The following is a 15,492-nucleotide window of genomic DNA, read 5'->3' as shown; positions in this document are numbered from 1 at the left end:
TGCATTATGGCTGTTTTTGGACTCGATATTGGTGGCACAAAGATAGAGACCGCCATTTTCAACAATGACATTGAGCAGCAGCAAAGCTGGCGTATTGCTACGCCAACGGATAGCTATCAGGAGTTATTGCAGGCGATATGTCAGCAAGTATGTAAAGCCGATGAGATTTGCGGCTGCCAGGGAGCTGTAGGCATTGGCATGCCTGGCTTGGTCAATGAGGATGGCGCTGTATTTTCGGCGAATGTGCCCTGTGCTTCGGGCAATAATATTGCCAAGGATTTAGAAGTGCTGTTACAGCGACCGGTAGCGATCTTGAATGACACCCGCTGCTTTGCCTTGTCAGAAGCCAATGGCGGTGCGGGGCAAGGCTACGAACGGGTGTTCGGCGCTATTCTTGGGACTGGTGCTGGTGGTGGGATGTGCATTAATGGTGAGTTACTTAATCAGGGATTGGGGCTATCCGGTGAATATGGCCACCTTCCTTTATCGGCATACCTGCAGCAGAAATATCAATTACCCATTTTAAAATGTGGATGCGGCTTAACGGGCTGTGTTGAAAGCTATATTGCCGGGCCTGGCGTTCAAGTCCTGAATCAGCACCTGAGCGGTGAAACAAGATCATGCATCGAGTGGGCGCAGGCGTTAAAACGACAAGATAAGGGGGCATTAAAGGTGCTTGCCTGCCACCTGGATATTTTGGGTGAAACCTTTGCCGCAATTACCAAGAGCTTGCACCCGGAGGTCATAGTGCTTGGTGGAGGCCTGTCCTTGGTCGATGCACTCGTTGAGCAACTGCCCGGCGCCATTGCCACGCATTTATTCGCCGGCTTCAAGGTGCCCCATGTTAAGCGTGCCCACTTCGGTGATTCAAGCGGTGTCCGTGGTGCTGCAATAATAGGAAGCGTTAATGCACAAGCTGAATAATGAGTTACGCCGTTATTATCTAAAAGCAGCGAACATTATTACCTCCAATGAGGTATTAATCGGCCATGCCGTGCTCGTTGAGAATGGTCGAATTACCGCTATTACACAAGAGTGTAACGCTGAGATTGAAATCATAGATCTGGGCGACAATTACCTCTTTCCTGGGTTTATTGACCTGCATATTCATGGCCGAGAGGGCTGCGATATTATGGACGGTACCCAGCAGTCGTTGGAAACTATTTCTAAGTCATTGGCCAAGCATGGGGTAACGGGGTTCGTCGGCACCACGGTCACCGCAGATTGGGATGTTTCGATTGCGGCTTACGAGGCAATGGCGCAAGCTTATAAAAAAGGATTAAGTGGTGCCCAACTATTAGGTGCTTATAATGAAGGGCTCTTTTTTGACGAAGCCCATAAAGGCGCGCACAATGAGTCCTTCTTTTTAGAGCTGACAAAGCAAAGATTTGACGAAATATATGCCGCCTGTGATGGCTGTCTTACATCCTTTGCCCTGGCACCTGAGTTGCTTTCTTCCCCAGAGATGATTCGTTACATCAGCGAAAAAGGGGGGCGCGTTATGCTTGGACACACGGACGCCAGTTTTGAGCAAACACAAAATGCTTTGATGCATGGCGCCTGTGGTGGAGTACATATTTTTAATGGCATGCGCGGCATTCATCATCGTGACCCGGGCTGTGCAGGCGCTTTGCTATTGGATGACGCCGCTATGGTGGAAGTCATTCCTGATGGGATTCACCTCCATCCGAGCATCATGAATATGGTCTACCGACTCAAGGGGGCCGATAAAATAGCGCTGATCACCGACTGCGTCAGTGCTGGTGGCCTCAAAGATGGACGTTACCAACTAGGTGAAATGCCGATAGTGGTTGAGCAGGGGGTGGCCAGAACTGAGTCCGGCTCCTTGGCCGGAAGCACTTTAACCATGGAGCTAGGAGTACAGCGCTTTTATAACCTGACCGATGCCAGTTTGGTTGAAGCGACGAACATGGCAAGCTTAGTGCCTGCGCAGTTTTTGAATAAGGCAGATAAGCTTGGCAGTATTGCCGTAGGTAAAGATGCAAACTTCGCGGTAATAGACGAACAATTCAATGTTCAAGCAACGATTTGTGCGGGGCAACCCATTTATTTAGCGTAACAGAACACGGGCAATGCAATCGACAGTGTATGACGCCATTGTCATAGGCAGTGGTATGACCGGCGGCTGGGCCGCAAAAGAGCTAACCGAGCAAGGCTTAAATGTGCTTCTGCTTGAGCGCGGCCGCATGGTTGAGCACGGCGCGGGTTACATCACCGCCTTTAAAGAGGATTGGCAATTACCATTTCGAGATAGGCCGAGTTTGGTCGAGGCGCGTTTACAGGCCAAGCAAGGGCGCACAGGGTATGCCACCAAACAATCAATAAAGCATTGGTTTGTTAACGACTTAAATCATCCCTACCTTGAGACCCATCGCTTTGACTGGATCCGAGGATATCATCTTGGAGGCCGCTCAATAACCTGGGGAAGGCAATGTTTACGCCTCAGTGATATCGACTTCGGTGCCAATAAGGCGGATGGGCATGGTGTGGATTGGCCAGTGCGCTACAAAGACATAGCTCCATGGTACGATAAAGTAGAGCGATTTATTGGTGTGATTGGCGAGCCTTTAGGCTTACCGCAATTACCCGATGGACACTTTCTTGAGCCCTTTGAGCTGAATGTGGTAGAGCGTCATTTAAAAGCGAGCCTACAGCAGCACTATACGAATCGCCACCTTACCATTGGCCGGGTTGCTCATTTGACGAATGCCAAACCGGAGCATGGGCGCGCGGCCTGTAGCAAACGCAACCGCTGTATGCGCGGCTGTCCGACGGGAAGTTATTTTAGTAGCCTGTCATCCACTCTTCCTGCTGCCATGTGCACAGGCAGGCTGACTCTTCGTGCACATGCGATTGCCAAAGAAATCATGTACGACCCCGACACTCGGTTGGCAACCGGGGTCAAGATTGTCGATGCACAAACTAAGGAACAGCTGGTATTCAATGCCAGCATAATCTTTTGTTGTGCCTCTACCGTGGCGACCACCGCGCTCTTGCTTAACTCAACGTCACCCCGTTTCCCCAATGGTTTGGGTAATGACAGTGGTGAGCTCGGGCATAATCTGATGGATCACCATTTTCGAGTTGGTGCGACCGCAGAGCCAACGGGGTTCGAATCTGATGTTAATGACGGCGACCGCCCCGTAGGCTTCCATATACCGCGCTTTCGTAACTTGGCTAAGCAAGAGCGGCATGCCTTTACCCGGGGTTATGGGTTTCAAGGGTATGCGACCCGAACAGATTGGCGACGAGGCTTTAAAGAGCTTTCATATGGCGAGAGCCTTAAGGAAGAGCTGGCTAAGCCGGGGCCGTGGACAATTGCCTTGATAGGCTTTGGGGAGTGCTTACCTTACCACCATAATAAAATTTCATTGCACCCTCGCGAACGTGATCAGTGGGGGCTGCCAGTCGTTAACTTTTCCTGTCAGTTCGGTGAAAATGAGCGACGTATGCGAGAAGATATGCAGCAAGAGGCTGTGGCAATGCTCAAAAAAGCGGGTTACAAGAATGTGAAGCCCTATGATAAAGGCTCTGCGCCCGGGCAAGCCATCCATGAAATGGGCACCGCCAGGATGGGCGATGATCCTCATACTTCAGTGGTGAATAAATACAATCAAATTCATGCCGTTCGCAATGTGTATGTCACCGATGGCTCCTTTATGTGCTCATCTGCGTATCAGAACCCTTCACTGACCTATATGGCGTTTACCGCGCGAGCGGCCGATCATGCAGTTCGCCATTATAAAGATGGCGTCTACTATGGCTAATCTCAGCAGACGACAGGCGCTTAAAGCCATTTCCGCTCTCCTCGGTACCGCCATTACCCCGGTTGCAGCAGCGCGGCTCTTTGATAGCGCAGGTGACATCCAGGCTGGTTTTGAGGTGCTCAATCGTGATCAGAGCTCGCTGGTAGAGGAAATGCAGGAATTGCTGTTGGCATTGACCGACAAGGAGAAGTCATCTTTTAATTTAGTCGCCTTTGTCGATTTGATGCTGACCCATACCGTATCTCTGCAGGAGCGCAGAGAATGCTTACAAGGCGCCGGGCTTATCTTGGCGAACTTGAAGCGCCGTCGAGATATCAACATGCGGCTGCGGGGCTTGTTTGATGTGGATGCGTCAACTCATGCAGATATTTTGGCAAAACAAGGCCAGCCCTTGAGTGCGCTTGCTCCAGCTGCTCGTGAGCAGTACTTAATCTATAAATTTATTTTTGTGGTGCGTGAGTTTTTGTTATTAGGTTACTTCACAAGCCAGAAACTCTAGCACCAAGGCTTTCACCTTGATGCTAGTTCCCTTTACTTACGCCAACTCGTCAGCTTGTGACCTGCTAGGGCGTAATAAAGGATGAACCCATAGCAGGGAACAAGCAGATAATAGGCTTGTTGTGCATCACCCATATATTCCGCAAAGACACCATAGACTAAAGGCAGTATTGCACCGCCTGAAATACCCATAATTAACAGCGCTGCGCCGGTTTGTGTTTTATCTCCCAAGCCCGCCAATGCCATCGGCCAAATCGTGGGCCAGACCAAGGCATTCGATAATCCTAACAAAGCAACAAATAGCACGGTGTCGGGAAAGCTGTTGTCTGGCAGCCAAAATAGCAGCGTATTTGCAAGCGAGGTATGACTAGGGTCAACCCAGATTATCAGGAGCGAAAAAATACAACCGCTGATAGCGGAGAAGACGAGGGCCTGCTGCTGACTAAAAAAACGGGGGATTAACAGGATGCCAAGGATATAACCCAGTACCATAAACCCCATGGTATAGGATGTAAGCTCTGCAAATTGCATCACTCCTTGCTCTTTACCATACAGACCTATGGTATCTCCGGCTATCACCTCGGCGCCAATGTAAAAGAATAAAGCTACCACCCCTAAAATAAGGCGGGGAAACTGTAATATTGATTTCCCTTTTTCTTCAACGGCTTGCTCGGGCTCATTGATGCCAGGTAAGGGGGCAAGCATGATCAGCGCGGCTAACACGGCCAGGGAAATAGACATCACTAAGTAGGGAGCGATCAAGCGACTGGCGAGCTCTTGCAGTTGCAACTGTTTTTGCGGCTCATTCAAAGCAGATAGGGCCTCGGCACTAAAATTGGCAATATCACTGAAAACGAGGGCTGAAAATAGCAAGGGGGCAACAACACCGGCACTTTTGTTAAGTATACCCATGAGGCTGATCCGTACGGCAGCGGTTTCTTTTGAGCCCAGCAAGACAATGTAGGGGTTTGCTGCGGTTTGCAGTAGCGTGAGCCCGCTGCCCAAAGTAAATAAAGCAATTAAGAATAACCAATAGGCTTGTAATTGAGCCGCTGGAATAAACAAGATGGCACCAATGGCCATCACGGCCAAGCCAAATGACATGCCATGCTTATAACTAAACTTTTTAAGCACGTGTGCACTGGGTAACGCCATAACTGTATAGGCAATATAGAAAACTAAGGTTACCATGTAAGCTTCGATGTGATTGAGATCACAGACCATTTGCAGAAACGGGATCAGTGACCCATTTAACCAGGTTACGAAACCGAATAGAAAAAATAGGCCACCGATAATTAGCATGGACACAAGCTGACCACCGCTTGTCGGTTGTACATGTTCTGCGATTGAGTTTTGCATTGTCGTTCTATCTTCAAAGTGTTTTATTTTTAGTCATCATAAAACAATGAATGTAAATTTTGAAAGTTTTATTTTCTTTCGATTGTTATTTTGGGACTTCACTTGTGTAAAGTGTATAATGTAAAAGTATCTATAAAAGGAATGGAGTAACCATGCTAACTACGATTGAACGAAGACAGAAAATCGTCCTAATGACCGAAGAAAAAGGTAAGGTGAGTGTAAAGGAACTAGCAAAAACCTTTGATATTTCTGAGGTGAGTATTCGTCATGATCTGAACGAATTAGGTAAGCGTGGCCTAGTAGTTCGTTCCCGTGGTGGTGCGGTTGCGTGTGACAAGTTAGCGAAGGAACTATCCATAAAGGATAAGCATAACGAAAACTATGAAATAAAAGTTCAGCTAGCAAAAGCGGTCGCAAACCTGATTGAAGACGGTGATTCTTTAATTATCGACTCGGGCACAACCACTGAAGAAGTGGCAAAAGCTTTAACCAAAAAGCAAGAGCTTACGGTCATGACCAATGGCCTAAATATTGCGCACGTTCTCGCCGATATCGATGATGCGAATGTCTTTATGCTTGGTGGTCAGCTGCGAAAAAAATCAATGTCCTTCTACTCGCCTGAAGTTGAAAAAGCGCTGAGTAAATATAACTTCAAGAAAGTTATTCTGGGGGTGGATGGTATTGATCAAGAGGCCGGTATCACGACCCACTATGAGCCAGAAGCCATGTTAAACCGCTCTATGTGTACACGCGCAGATCAAGTGATTGTTGTTACCGACTCGACAAAGTTCGGAAAGCGAGCGCTCTACAATGTCTTACCGCTGAAGTCGATCGACATTCTCGTGACCGATAAAAAAATGCCAAGCGAGTTTATTGAGTCCTTAATCGCTCTCGGTATCAAAGTGATTACGGCATAAAAAACACATCATTATTTATAGATACGTCAGGCAGCCCAACGGCTGCCTTTTTATTGCCTTGATTTTAAGTGTTGCATCTAGGCCAATAATTTCCCGTAAATCAAAATGTAACTTTCGAAAGATTTTAACCTTTAAAATTAAGCGACCGCTCTCTTTTTAAGCACGATTGAAAATTTATTTGTAACATTCGAAAGTTTCATATTGTGTTTTTTTTGTTGATTTTTTGTTTCGCAATGTTATAGATTATATGCAAGGCCTTACACGCGCACCATGCAATGGTGACAAATTTCGACAATGCAAAAGAGGAAATCAATGTGGCAAAGAATAAACAAAAATACCTCAGTTTGTTGATTAGTTCGATCCTGGCCTCGTCAGTCAGTTTTGTAGCAACTGCTCAGCAAGAAAAAGCGAATGACCCAGCGGAAAAAGATGAAGACGTTGAAGTTATTGAGGTGACGGGGATCCGCAGTAGTATCAAAGAGTCAAACTTTCGTAAAAGAGAAGCCGCGACAGTGGTTGACGTCGTTGTAGCGGACGATATTGGCAAGTTCCCCGATGAGAACCTAGCAGAAGCCTTGCAGCGTGTGCCGGGAATAACCATTACCCGTAATGGTGGTGAAGGGCAAAATATATTAGTACGCGGATTGGGTGGTGGCTACAACATCACAACACTGAACGGGCGTAAGCTTGCCTCTGAGGATGCCGGACGGGATTTCAATTTCGATACCATAGCATCGGAGTTAGTTGGAGCTCTACAAGTAAATAAGTCTCCCGAAGCTCGCCTAATTGAAGGTGGTATAGGTGCGGTGGTCGATATTGAAACACGTAAGCCACTGGATCAAGATGGTTTTACGCTCAGTGCGTCGGCAAAAGGTATTTATGAGTCACGAACTGAAGATATTCATCCGCATGCATCATTTATAATTGGCGATAACTTCAATGACGACACCTTTGGTGTGCTATTTTCTGGCGCCTATTCAAAGAAAACATTGCGTGCCGATACCTACTCAGCCAGCGGCTTCTTTGATGAAGAAGAAGGGTGGGGTGCAGATAGTGCAGGCGTGCCCGTTGACATGAATGGCAACGGAGAAATCGACGGTCAAAGCGAGATCTTTGCGTCTAAGATCCCCAGTTATATGTACTTTGCTAACGCCCAGGACGTGCGTGAGCGAGTAGGTGCAACGCTGGCGATGCAATGGCGCCCAAGTGATACGCTTGATGTCAATTTTGATGCGCTGTACTCCCGCTACAATACCGATGGCCACCGCTATCAAATCGGCTTTGTTAACTATGACGAAAGCTGGACACCAGGTACGCCGGTATTTACCGATGCACAATTTGATGAATCCGGCCGCGTGGTGTCCATGACGCAAACGGGTAATACCATGGTTGAACTGCTCAACCTGACGAACCCAAGAAAAACAGATACCTATCAAATCGCACTTAATGCGAAATGGTACCCAATGGATGGGCTTTCGCTTGCGGTGGATTTGGCACATTCAAAAGCTGAAAATGAAAATGGCGGTGACAATCGCTTTATTGTTGCTCGAGGCTTTATTGATTCTATCGGCATCGATTACACCACGGGCAATATGCTACCCGATGTGTTTTTGTCTCCGGGGCTGACCGAAAATCAATCTTATGGTGCGCACTATAGCCGCAACACTGGTACCGGTGTGGAAGACACGATCAATGACTTTAAAATTATTGGTAACTATATCCCAGATAGCGACCTTATTACCCGAGTTGATTTTGGTATTACTTACCTAGAGCAAACAAAGAGTCAGTTGCAATACGCGTCAAAAAACGCAAGCCAGTTTAGTAATGGCGGCCAGTATTTGATCCGTGATGGCTATGAGTTTGATGACAGCACGGTTTTCAATGCTGGTGATTTCAACTTATTTGAGATCCCGAGTGATGTCTTTGTAGCCGCTAACTTTGATGATTTCCTGGATGGCGAAAGCAGTGTCACCCCAGAACCCTGGCCCAGCTTCGATTACGACAAATTACTGGCTTACTATCGTTCAATTAATGCCGAGGCTACAGATGCCAGTATTGTTGCCTCATTGAGCCCGTCGGGCACCTATGAAGTGACCGAAGAAGTGTTGACGGCTTATGCGCAGATCACCCTGGAAAGCACCATTGCCACTATGCCTTACTCCCTGAACTTGGGTATTCGCGGTTCGCAAACCGATGTGAGCTCTAAAGGTTCGGTGTACGACCTGTCATTAATTGAATTGCAAGATGATGGTAAGCCCCTTGAGAATGGGTGGCGCGAAACGGTAAGTCAATCGTTTAAGGGGGATTACAGCAATATTCTGCCGAGCATGAACTTTAAATTGAGTGTCAGTGATGACGTTATTTATCGCTTCTCAGCGGCTCAAGTGATTAGCCGTCCGTCATTGGGTTACTTGCGTCCTTGGCTTGCTCCTAACTTTGACACTTATCGTGAAGGTTTGCCTCAACTTTCCATGGGGGACTCTTCACTTACGCCAGAGGAAGCAAACCAGGCCGATATGACGCTAGAGTGGTACTTCGAAGACAGTAGTTCATTGAGCGGCGGCGTGTTTGTAAAAGATCTGAAGTCGTTTATCGACTATGTTGAAGGCCCGGTTGAAGTGGAAGGCGTTCGTTACTTCGCCTCTTATCCAGGTAAGAGTGAGTATGGTGCAACCATTAAAGGGGCTGAGCTTGCTTATCAGCAATCTCTAGAGAATGTGCTTCCTGAGCCATTTAATGGCCTGGGCTTTCAATTCAACTACACCTATGTGGACAGTAGCTACGATGAGCCCGAGTTAAAAGAGTCTGGCCTACCATTTAGAGGTATGTCTAAAAACTCTTACAACGCCGTTGTTTATTATGAGCAATATGGTTTTCAAGCGCGACTGGCCTACAACTGGCGTAGTAAGTTTCTTTCAAATCCGGATGCCTGGGGTGGGCCTTATTGGATTTCCGACTACGGTCAGCTTGATGCGAGCATGAGTTACGACATTACGGATCAATTTACGGTATTTGCTGAAGCGACAAACTTAACCAACGAACGTTACTGGGGTTACACCAAGCGGACCGATCAGGTGAGTTACCTAGAGCGATTTGGTACGCAAGTCGCGTTAGGGGTACGTGCTAGCTTCTAATAAAGAATAAGCGCCCGTAACGGGCGCTTTTATCTATTTTGAATGAGGTTTTACATGGCAAATATCAGCGTTTGGCAATTATTAATTATCGCAGTGATAGTAATCTTGTTATTTGGAACAAAAAAGTTATCACGATTTGGTGAGGATTTAGGTACGTCGGTTAAAGGATTTAAACGTGCCATTGAAGATAAGTCTAACGGCAAGCCTTGAGTGTAGTGTTCAAATACAGTTAGTACCCGCAGAGATACCAAGAAAGCTCTGAGGTCTAGATGAATTTCTTTCTGGAAGGAACAGGGCTAGGCTTACAGTCCAAATCATCAATTTTAGTAGCCGCTTGATTGACCTATGTAATTCGAGCGGCTTTCTAAAACTCTTTCCCATCACATTGTAAAGCCATGTGCCGCTGGTACAGGGTTATCAATTTAAAACTCTAAGCTCAGATTTAAAATCACTTATCATCAAATCATTAAGGTTAGAATTTTTTATAACCTGTTGCAGTAATGAAGTAGAAAAATATTGTTTTCTTGCCTTCTTTTCCGTGCGTAAAATTTATAAAAAGGGGCTGGTTTCACCAGGTGATTATCTGACTTGCTCTGCTTTTGATTAAATAGTTGACGCCAACGTCAATTTATCTTATTAGCCTTGATGATAAGAAATTTTGAATTAATTTCTTTTATAAAAGTCTACGGGAAGAACCCATCATTAATAAGGGAATGTCATGAGTAAAATAAAACTAGTTATATTAATATCATTCTTCAGCTTTTCTTTTTCTGGAATGGCAACTGAAATCTTAGACTCTGACGAATTCAGAAAGCAATGGCGGGCTATCCCGACCATTGAAGCTTTAGAAGCAACGGTTACTCCACAGGGAGAATTTATGGCGAAAAGCTCGCAGCTTGTAACTGCGAATTTAACGTTCACCATTACACCAGAAGGCAAAGCAAAAAACGTCGAAGTACTGTCGGTAACGCCTGACAAGCCAGGCTATAAAGAGGCCTTCAAACGATACTACGAACTTATTCAATTCAAACCGTTAGTAGACAATCCAACAGCGCCAGCTAAAGTCCAAGACTCTACATTTTTCGGTGGCGAAGTAGCGAATTAATATAGTGGATAGTTTTTTATGAAAGGTAGTATAAACCACCTATTTGGCGATATATATCAATTAATAAAATAAATCTAAATTTTTGCGTGGCAACAGATGATCCTGAGAACGCTAATTGAAGTGACGGTATTATTTCTATTTGCGAGAGGAAAGTGACTGATGGGCTTAACTGATTTCATCGCCCCCGAAGAGTTTTCTTAAAGATAACTAACAAATTCCATGGCCGCCTGACTATTCAGGCGGCTTTTGGGATCCCACCTTAGTTCAATAAATTACAGTCCCATTAAAACTCAATAACTTGCCCTAAAATGGGTATTTCAGCTTCAATGTTGTGTTCATGCAGCAGTTTTTCTGACAATGCCGTGAGGGCATCCGGTTCGCCATGGACCAACACCACCTTGGGAAAGCTTTTAAAATTGGCAACCCAGTTAATCAGTTCCCTTTGTCCAGCGTGGGCCGAAAAACCGCCCAGGGTTTCTACATTGGCCTTCACAATAAAATCGTCACCAAAGAGTTTAATGTGCTGCGCACCTTCAACCAGTATGCGCCCGAGTGTGCCATAGGCCTGAAAACCAACAAAAATTAAGGTGTTGCGACTGTCCCAAATACGGTGCTTAAAGTGGTGAGTAATGCGCCCGCCGGTACACATGCCGCTGCCGGCAATAATAAGCGCGCCCTTGCTGATCTTATTAATGGACATGGAGTCTTCGGCGCTCACCATTAAATGCAGGGTGGAGAGAAAGTTTTTCAGCAGGGTTTGCTCCCCCGTGCATAAGGGTTTAACCCCTTCGCAATCCAAGGTAGGCAGCCACTGATCGTAAATTTGTGTGACCTCTATCGCCATGGGACTGTCTAAAAAGATTTGCCAGTTATCCAGCTCACCGGCCATCTGCAATTTACCCAGATACAGCAATAGCTCCTGGGTACGGCCAACGGCGAAGGCGGGGATCATCACATTACCGCCATTTTCAAACGCTTGGTGTAATACCTCTTTAAATTGGGTTAGGGTATCGCCGAGTGACTTATGCTCCCGATCGCCATAGGTGCCTTCCATAAGAACTATATCGGCATGTTCAAGCAAGGTGGGATCATTCATCAGCAGGGTGTCCTTGTTGCCTAAATCCCCAGAGAAAACCAAGGTTTTTTGTAGGCCCTCATCATCGAATTTTAATTCCACAATGGCCGAGCCGAGAATATGTCCGGCATCGTAGAAGCACAGTAAGGCCCCATCCCCTAATTGTTTCTTTTCTCTATAAGCGATGGGCTTAAGTAAATCGAACACCTTTAACACGTCGGCTTTAGAATACAGAGGCTCAATTTCGGGCTTGCCCTTGCGCATTAACCTGCGGTTTTCCCGCATCAGATCGTTTTCATACAGACCCAGGGCGTCTAAAAGCATCACAGGGAGTAACTGTGAGGTTGCTTCGGTGCAATAGATGGGGCCTTCAAAGCCATCATGAACTAAAGAGGGTAAACGGCCGGAATGGTCTAAATGGGCATGGGATAAAATAACGGCATCTATGCTCCTGGGATTAAAGTTAAACTGCTTTTTGGATACCTTATGTTTGCCTCTCATGCCTTGCAACATGCCGCAATCGAGTAACACTTCACCAAGAGCCGGTGTGGAGAGCAGATGACATGAGCCTGTTACTTCTTGTGCTGCGCCATGAAATGTAATTTTAGCCATAAAATAAACTCACAAAATAACTCGCTTTTCTAGTATGAGTTTAGTGAGGAAAATGACTAAGTGTGAGCCGGGCCTTAGGTTTTGGCGAAATAGGTAAGATGAGCACCAGGTTTTGGCGCTATAAAAATGAAAAAAGCGAGCATCTAGCTCGCTTTAAATCACGTCCCTGTGCATCGCTCTTAGCTTTAAAAACGGTAGCGCAGACCCATGGCGGCAAAGTTTTCGGTTTCATCGTAAAACTCAATATTGGAGTCGGTGCGACGTGTACCACCAGAGGCGACAATTGACCAATTGTCCCAGCCCTCAATTTTGTCGTAGCTGTAAGCCAGGATCGCTGAGTAACGATCGTCTTCTTGTACCTGATTGAAAATCGGATTCATTTCATCGTTTTCTGTGCTGCGGTAGCGCGCCGACACGGCCAAAGAGTGATTACCGAATACCGCGGTGTAGGTCAGCTCTACGCCATAACCGTCCAGGGACATGGCCTCGCCGTCGGCATCGAAATCGTTATAGTTGGCGCCTAGTTTGAATTTTGACTGCGGACCCAAGTCAAATACATAACCGGCTTCGAGGTAGTAACCGTCGCCTTCACGCTCTAGCTGGTCTTGAAACGCAGAGTAGCTGTTGAGGCCCGAATCTTCATCGTCAATCTTACGGCTAAAACCGGTCAGTTGGGCGTAGAAGTTGGTGTCGAGAATATTCTTGTAGGTAATGCGTACCGCATCATCGCCCATATCGGTGTCGTGGCGGCGCTCGTTGGTCATATAGGGGTCACGCCAGACTTCATCGGCGATCACATTGGGGATCAAGGCCACGGCCAGAGTGGATTTCTCGCCCACTTCCACACGATAACCCAGGGCAACGGAAAACAACCCGGTGCGAACGCCGTCACGGGTTTCGCCGTTAATAAAGAATTGCTGGTTATTGGTATCGCCAAAGGTGTATTTGACCGACCCGATAGGGAAGGCGACCACTTCATCTTCTTTATCACCATCGCTGTTTAGTTGGCCGGTTTTTACTTTGTCATCGCCGCTATAAAGGTTACTTTTGTGGCTGCGGGCACTGGCCATAAAGGATACGTCGCCACTCCAACCCGCCTCACCTAAATCGGCGAAGGCACTGCCACTGGCTAGAAAGGCGATAGGTGCTAAATATTGAATCTTCATACTTCTGTGTCTCCACGGTTAAAAACTTTTCAATGACTGAGTAAGCAATTTAACTTTATTAATCGAACGTTCGTTCTTTTAATGGGTGTAAAAAAACAGGTGTGTATTACCTGCTTAATGTATTTGGCTCTAAAGAGAGTTAGCGGCTAACCGCTCGCCATGCCATATCGACCGTCGCCTCGAGCAATTGCGCATCCACCTCGATTTCCCGGTTCAGATGAGCCTGGATCAGGTAGGTGATGGGGGCTATGGTCAGTGCATGCACAACCGGTTTCGGGTAACTGACTACCAATCCTTCGGTTACGGCCCGGGTGTAAAGCTCATGTAAAGGTGCATCGCATTCTAGGCCCCGTGCACGCGCCTGAGCACTGACATTGGGCGAATTTTTAAATTGCTCCTGAAAAGAAAACATAATGGGATTAGCGATAAAAAAAGCAAACATATTGCGAATATACTGGCAAAAAACACTCTTTACCGAGGTGTCGCTATGCACGTCGCCGAAATAGGCATTTGCCGATTCTTCCTTGAGCATCACATACAGCTTGTTCAGCATGTCTTCCTTATTTTCGAAATAAACATATAAGGTTGATGCCGACACGCCAGCCGCCCGGCCAATTTTTGACATGGATGCACCGGCAAGTCCTTGCTCGGTGACCACCCGCATGGCAGCGCGATAGATGGCTTGTTTTTTATTATCGTCTTTTAATCTCATAACAAAACGAACGTTCACTTAAAGCGAGGAGGATTATGATCCCTTGCGCCTGACTCTGTCAACGGCCAACGGCGGCCTGGTAAACTTAGGTTACAAATTGTCAGTTCTAGGTACGCTTTTTAACCTTGTGTGCCTCATGGGGCGGGGAAGTTACACCTAGTTACCCTTTAGATAGACTGGCATGCGATTCAGGATGCTAAAAATTAGCATCCTCAATGCTGTTTTCTCGCATTACTTTTCACAAAAACGCACACTAAACTGGCCGTAAAAGCACTTTGGAGAAATCGTATGAAGGTTTTACATGTTTTACAGGCCCAGCCGACCCAGGATGGTGACGGCGTTAATATTCGCCGCGTGGCCGGGTTCGATGGTCGTTACCTTGATCCTTTTTTAATGTTGGACGAGCTTAAGTCCGATGATCGCAAAGATTATATGGGTGGCTTCCCGCCGCATCCTCACCGCGGCATCGAAACCTTTACCTATCTGATAAAAGGCGGCTTTGAGCACAGGGATCACCTGGGTAATCAGAAGGCCATTCGCAGTGGCGATGTGCAGTGGATGAGTACGGGTCGTGGGGTCATACACAGTGAAATGCCCTTGGCCGAAAGTGAGGGCCTGCATGGTTTTCAAATCTGGATCAATATGCCCAGTGCCGAGAAAATGCGCCCGCCTCGCTACCAGGATTCTACCTCTGCACCCTTGCCGGTCATTGAAAATGGCACTGGTGCCCGCTTGCGTGCACTTGGTGGTAGCTGGCAAGCGGTAGAGCAAGTTGCCGAGTCGCCACTTAATAATCTGGCGGCAGATGCGGCCTTGGCCGATGTGGAGTTGCAACCCGGCGGGCGGCTGGATTTAGCGCCGCTACATCAGTCTAAGGTGATGGTCTATATCCATACGGGCAGCTTGGCGCAGGGCCAATATAAGGCGGGTGATCTCTTGATCCTTGAGCCGGGCAGTGACATTGCTCTTAGCTCGGAGCAAGGAGGTGGCGCCTTGATCTTGGCCGGTGAGCCTTTGCAGCAGCCGATCGCCCATATGGGGCCCTTTGTGATGACCACGCAAGAAGAGTTGATGCAAGCGGTGCGTGATTATCAGGCCGGTCGTTTTGGCACAATCGAATAGGAGA

Annotated in this window: 13 protein-coding genes; 9 read left to right on the top strand and 4 right to left on the bottom strand. The window is 47.0% G+C overall.

The window, feature by feature from the left end; genetic code table 11:
• Window positions 1–6: 6 nt before the first annotated feature.
• The 4 genes from C2M36_RS00290 to C2M36_RS00275 are packed head-to-tail and all read left to right on the top strand — an operon-like array spanning window position 7 to window position 4,287.
• Window positions 7–924, top strand: coding sequence for an ROK family protein (locus C2M36_RS00290; RefSeq protein WP_105253222.1), 918 nt, complete (start codon window positions 7–9; stop codon window positions 922–924).
• Window positions 908–2,080, top strand: coding sequence for an N-acetylglucosamine-6-phosphate deacetylase (gene nagA, locus C2M36_RS00285; RefSeq protein ID WP_105253221.1), 1,173 nt, complete (start codon window positions 908–910; stop codon window positions 2,078–2,080). The genes C2M36_RS00290 and nagA overlap by 17 nt, the downstream gene beginning before the upstream one ends.
• 13 nt (window positions 2,081–2,093) lie before the next feature.
• Window positions 2,094–3,788 carry a GMC oxidoreductase gene (locus C2M36_RS00280; RefSeq protein WP_105253220.1) on the top strand — a complete coding sequence of 565 codons (1,695 nt, stop codon included), beginning with the start codon at window positions 2,094–2,096 and terminating at the stop codon, window positions 3,786–3,788.
• Window positions 3,781–4,287 (top strand): hypothetical protein, encoded by a 507-nt coding sequence (locus C2M36_RS00275; RefSeq protein ID WP_105253219.1) that lies wholly within the window; start codon window positions 3,781–3,783, stop codon window positions 4,285–4,287. Before C2M36_RS00280 ends, C2M36_RS00275 begins: the two co-directional genes overlap by 8 nt.
• Window positions 4,288–4,319: 32 nt before the next feature.
• Here the strand turns inward: C2M36_RS00275 and C2M36_RS00270 are convergent, their stop codons facing one another.
• Entirely contained in the window at window positions 4,320–5,645 is a 1,326-nt protein-coding gene (locus tag C2M36_RS00270) for a sugar MFS transporter (RefSeq protein WP_105253218.1), read from the bottom strand.
• Between the two features lie 152 nt (window positions 5,646–5,797).
• Between C2M36_RS00270 and agaR the strand changes: the two genes are divergently transcribed.
• The 4 genes from agaR (at window position 5,798) to C2M36_RS00250 (ending at window position 10,801) form a co-directional block, all read left to right on the top strand.
• Window positions 5,798–6,562 carry a transcriptional repressor AgaR gene (gene agaR / locus C2M36_RS00265; RefSeq protein WP_105253217.1) on the top strand — a complete coding sequence of 255 codons (765 nt, stop codon included), beginning with the start codon at window positions 5,798–5,800 and terminating at the stop codon, window positions 6,560–6,562.
• A 314-nt stretch (window positions 6,563–6,876) separates the two neighbouring features.
• Window positions 6,877–9,696, top strand: a complete 2,820-nt coding sequence (locus tag C2M36_RS00260; protein ID WP_234399044.1) for a TonB-dependent receptor — start codon at window positions 6,877–6,879, stop codon at window positions 9,694–9,696.
• A 54-nt stretch (window positions 9,697–9,750) separates the two neighbouring features.
• Window positions 9,751–9,906 (top strand): twin-arginine translocase TatA/TatE family subunit, encoded by a 156-nt coding sequence (tatA, locus tag C2M36_RS00255; protein WP_105253215.1) that lies wholly within the window; start codon window positions 9,751–9,753, stop codon window positions 9,904–9,906.
• A gap of 508 nt (window positions 9,907–10,414) precedes the next feature.
• Window positions 10,415–10,801: a hypothetical protein gene (locus tag C2M36_RS00250; protein WP_105253214.1), complete on the top strand. Its 387-nt coding sequence runs from the start codon at window positions 10,415–10,417 to the stop codon at window positions 10,799–10,801.
• Window positions 10,802–11,084: 283 nt separating this feature from the next.
• Here C2M36_RS00250 and C2M36_RS00245 read toward each other — a convergent pair whose 3' ends face one another.
• The 3 genes from C2M36_RS00245 to C2M36_RS00235 all read right to left on the bottom strand — a co-directional run bounded on the left by C2M36_RS00245 (window position 11,085) and on the right by C2M36_RS00235 (window position 14,366).
• Window positions 11,085–12,488 (bottom strand): MBL fold metallo-hydrolase RNA specificity domain-containing protein, encoded by a 1,404-nt coding sequence (locus C2M36_RS00245; protein WP_105253213.1) that lies wholly within the window; start codon window positions 12,486–12,488, stop codon window positions 11,085–11,087.
• Between the two features lie 185 nt (window positions 12,489–12,673).
• Window positions 12,674–13,654, bottom strand: a complete 981-nt coding sequence (locus C2M36_RS00240; RefSeq protein WP_105253212.1) for a DUF2860 family protein — start codon at window positions 13,652–13,654, stop codon at window positions 12,674–12,676.
• Window positions 13,655–13,793: 139 nt separating this feature from the next.
• The gene (locus tag C2M36_RS00235) at window positions 13,794–14,366 is read right to left on the bottom strand and encodes a TetR/AcrR family transcriptional regulator (protein WP_105253211.1); all 573 of its coding nucleotides are present in this window, start codon (window positions 14,364–14,366) and stop codon (window positions 13,794–13,796) included.
• A gap of 288 nt (window positions 14,367–14,654) precedes the next feature.
• Between C2M36_RS00235 and C2M36_RS00230 the strand changes: the two genes are divergently transcribed.
• Window positions 14,655–15,488, top strand: a complete 834-nt coding sequence (locus C2M36_RS00230) for a pirin family protein (protein ID WP_105253210.1) — start codon at window positions 14,655–14,657, stop codon at window positions 15,486–15,488.
• Window positions 15,489–15,492 lie beyond the last annotated feature (4 nt).

Origin of the sequence: Pseudoalteromonas sp. T1lg75 (assembly GCF_002964705.1) — a bacterium.
In the GTDB taxonomy this organism is placed as follows: Bacteria; Pseudomonadota; Gammaproteobacteria; order Enterobacterales; family Alteromonadaceae; genus Pseudoalteromonas.
The sequence above is the reverse complement of the archived record's forward strand: the minus strand, read 5'-3'. Positions and strand labels throughout refer to the sequence as shown.

What these genes read in the sequence shown, in the direction of transcription:
- C2M36_RS00290 (WP_105253222.1), top strand. Translation starts at nt 7, where the DNA reads ATGGCTGTTTTTGGACTCGATATTGGTGGCACAAAGATAGAGACCGCC.
- nagA (WP_105253221.1), top strand. Translation starts at nt 908, where the DNA reads ATGCACAAGCTGAATAATGAGTTACGCCGTTATTATCTAAAAGCAGCG.
- C2M36_RS00280 (WP_105253220.1), top strand. Translation starts at nt 2,094, where the DNA reads ATGCAATCGACAGTGTATGACGCCATTGTCATAGGCAGTGGTATGACC.
- C2M36_RS00275 (WP_105253219.1), top strand. Translation starts at nt 3,781, where the DNA reads ATGGCTAATCTCAGCAGACGACAGGCGCTTAAAGCCATTTCCGCTCTC.
- C2M36_RS00270 (WP_105253218.1), bottom strand. Translation starts at nt 5,645, where the DNA reads ATGCAAAACTCAATCGCAGAACATGTACAACCGACAAGCGGTGGTCAG.
- agaR (WP_105253217.1), top strand. Translation starts at nt 5,798, where the DNA reads ATGCTAACTACGATTGAACGAAGACAGAAAATCGTCCTAATGACCGAA.
- tatA (WP_105253215.1), top strand. Translation starts at nt 9,751, where the DNA reads ATGGCAAATATCAGCGTTTGGCAATTATTAATTATCGCAGTGATAGTA.
- C2M36_RS00250 (WP_105253214.1), top strand. Translation starts at nt 10,415, where the DNA reads ATGAGTAAAATAAAACTAGTTATATTAATATCATTCTTCAGCTTTTCT.
- C2M36_RS00245 (WP_105253213.1), bottom strand. Translation starts at nt 12,488, where the DNA reads ATGGCTAAAATTACATTTCATGGCGCAGCACAAGAAGTAACAGGCTCA.
- C2M36_RS00240 (WP_105253212.1), bottom strand. Translation starts at nt 13,654, where the DNA reads ATGAAGATTCAATATTTAGCACCTATCGCCTTTCTAGCCAGTGGCAGT.
- C2M36_RS00235 (WP_105253211.1), bottom strand. Translation starts at nt 14,366, where the DNA reads ATGAGATTAAAAGACGATAATAAAAAACAAGCCATCTATCGCGCTGCC.
- C2M36_RS00230 (WP_105253210.1), top strand. Translation starts at nt 14,655, where the DNA reads ATGAAGGTTTTACATGTTTTACAGGCCCAGCCGACCCAGGATGGTGAC.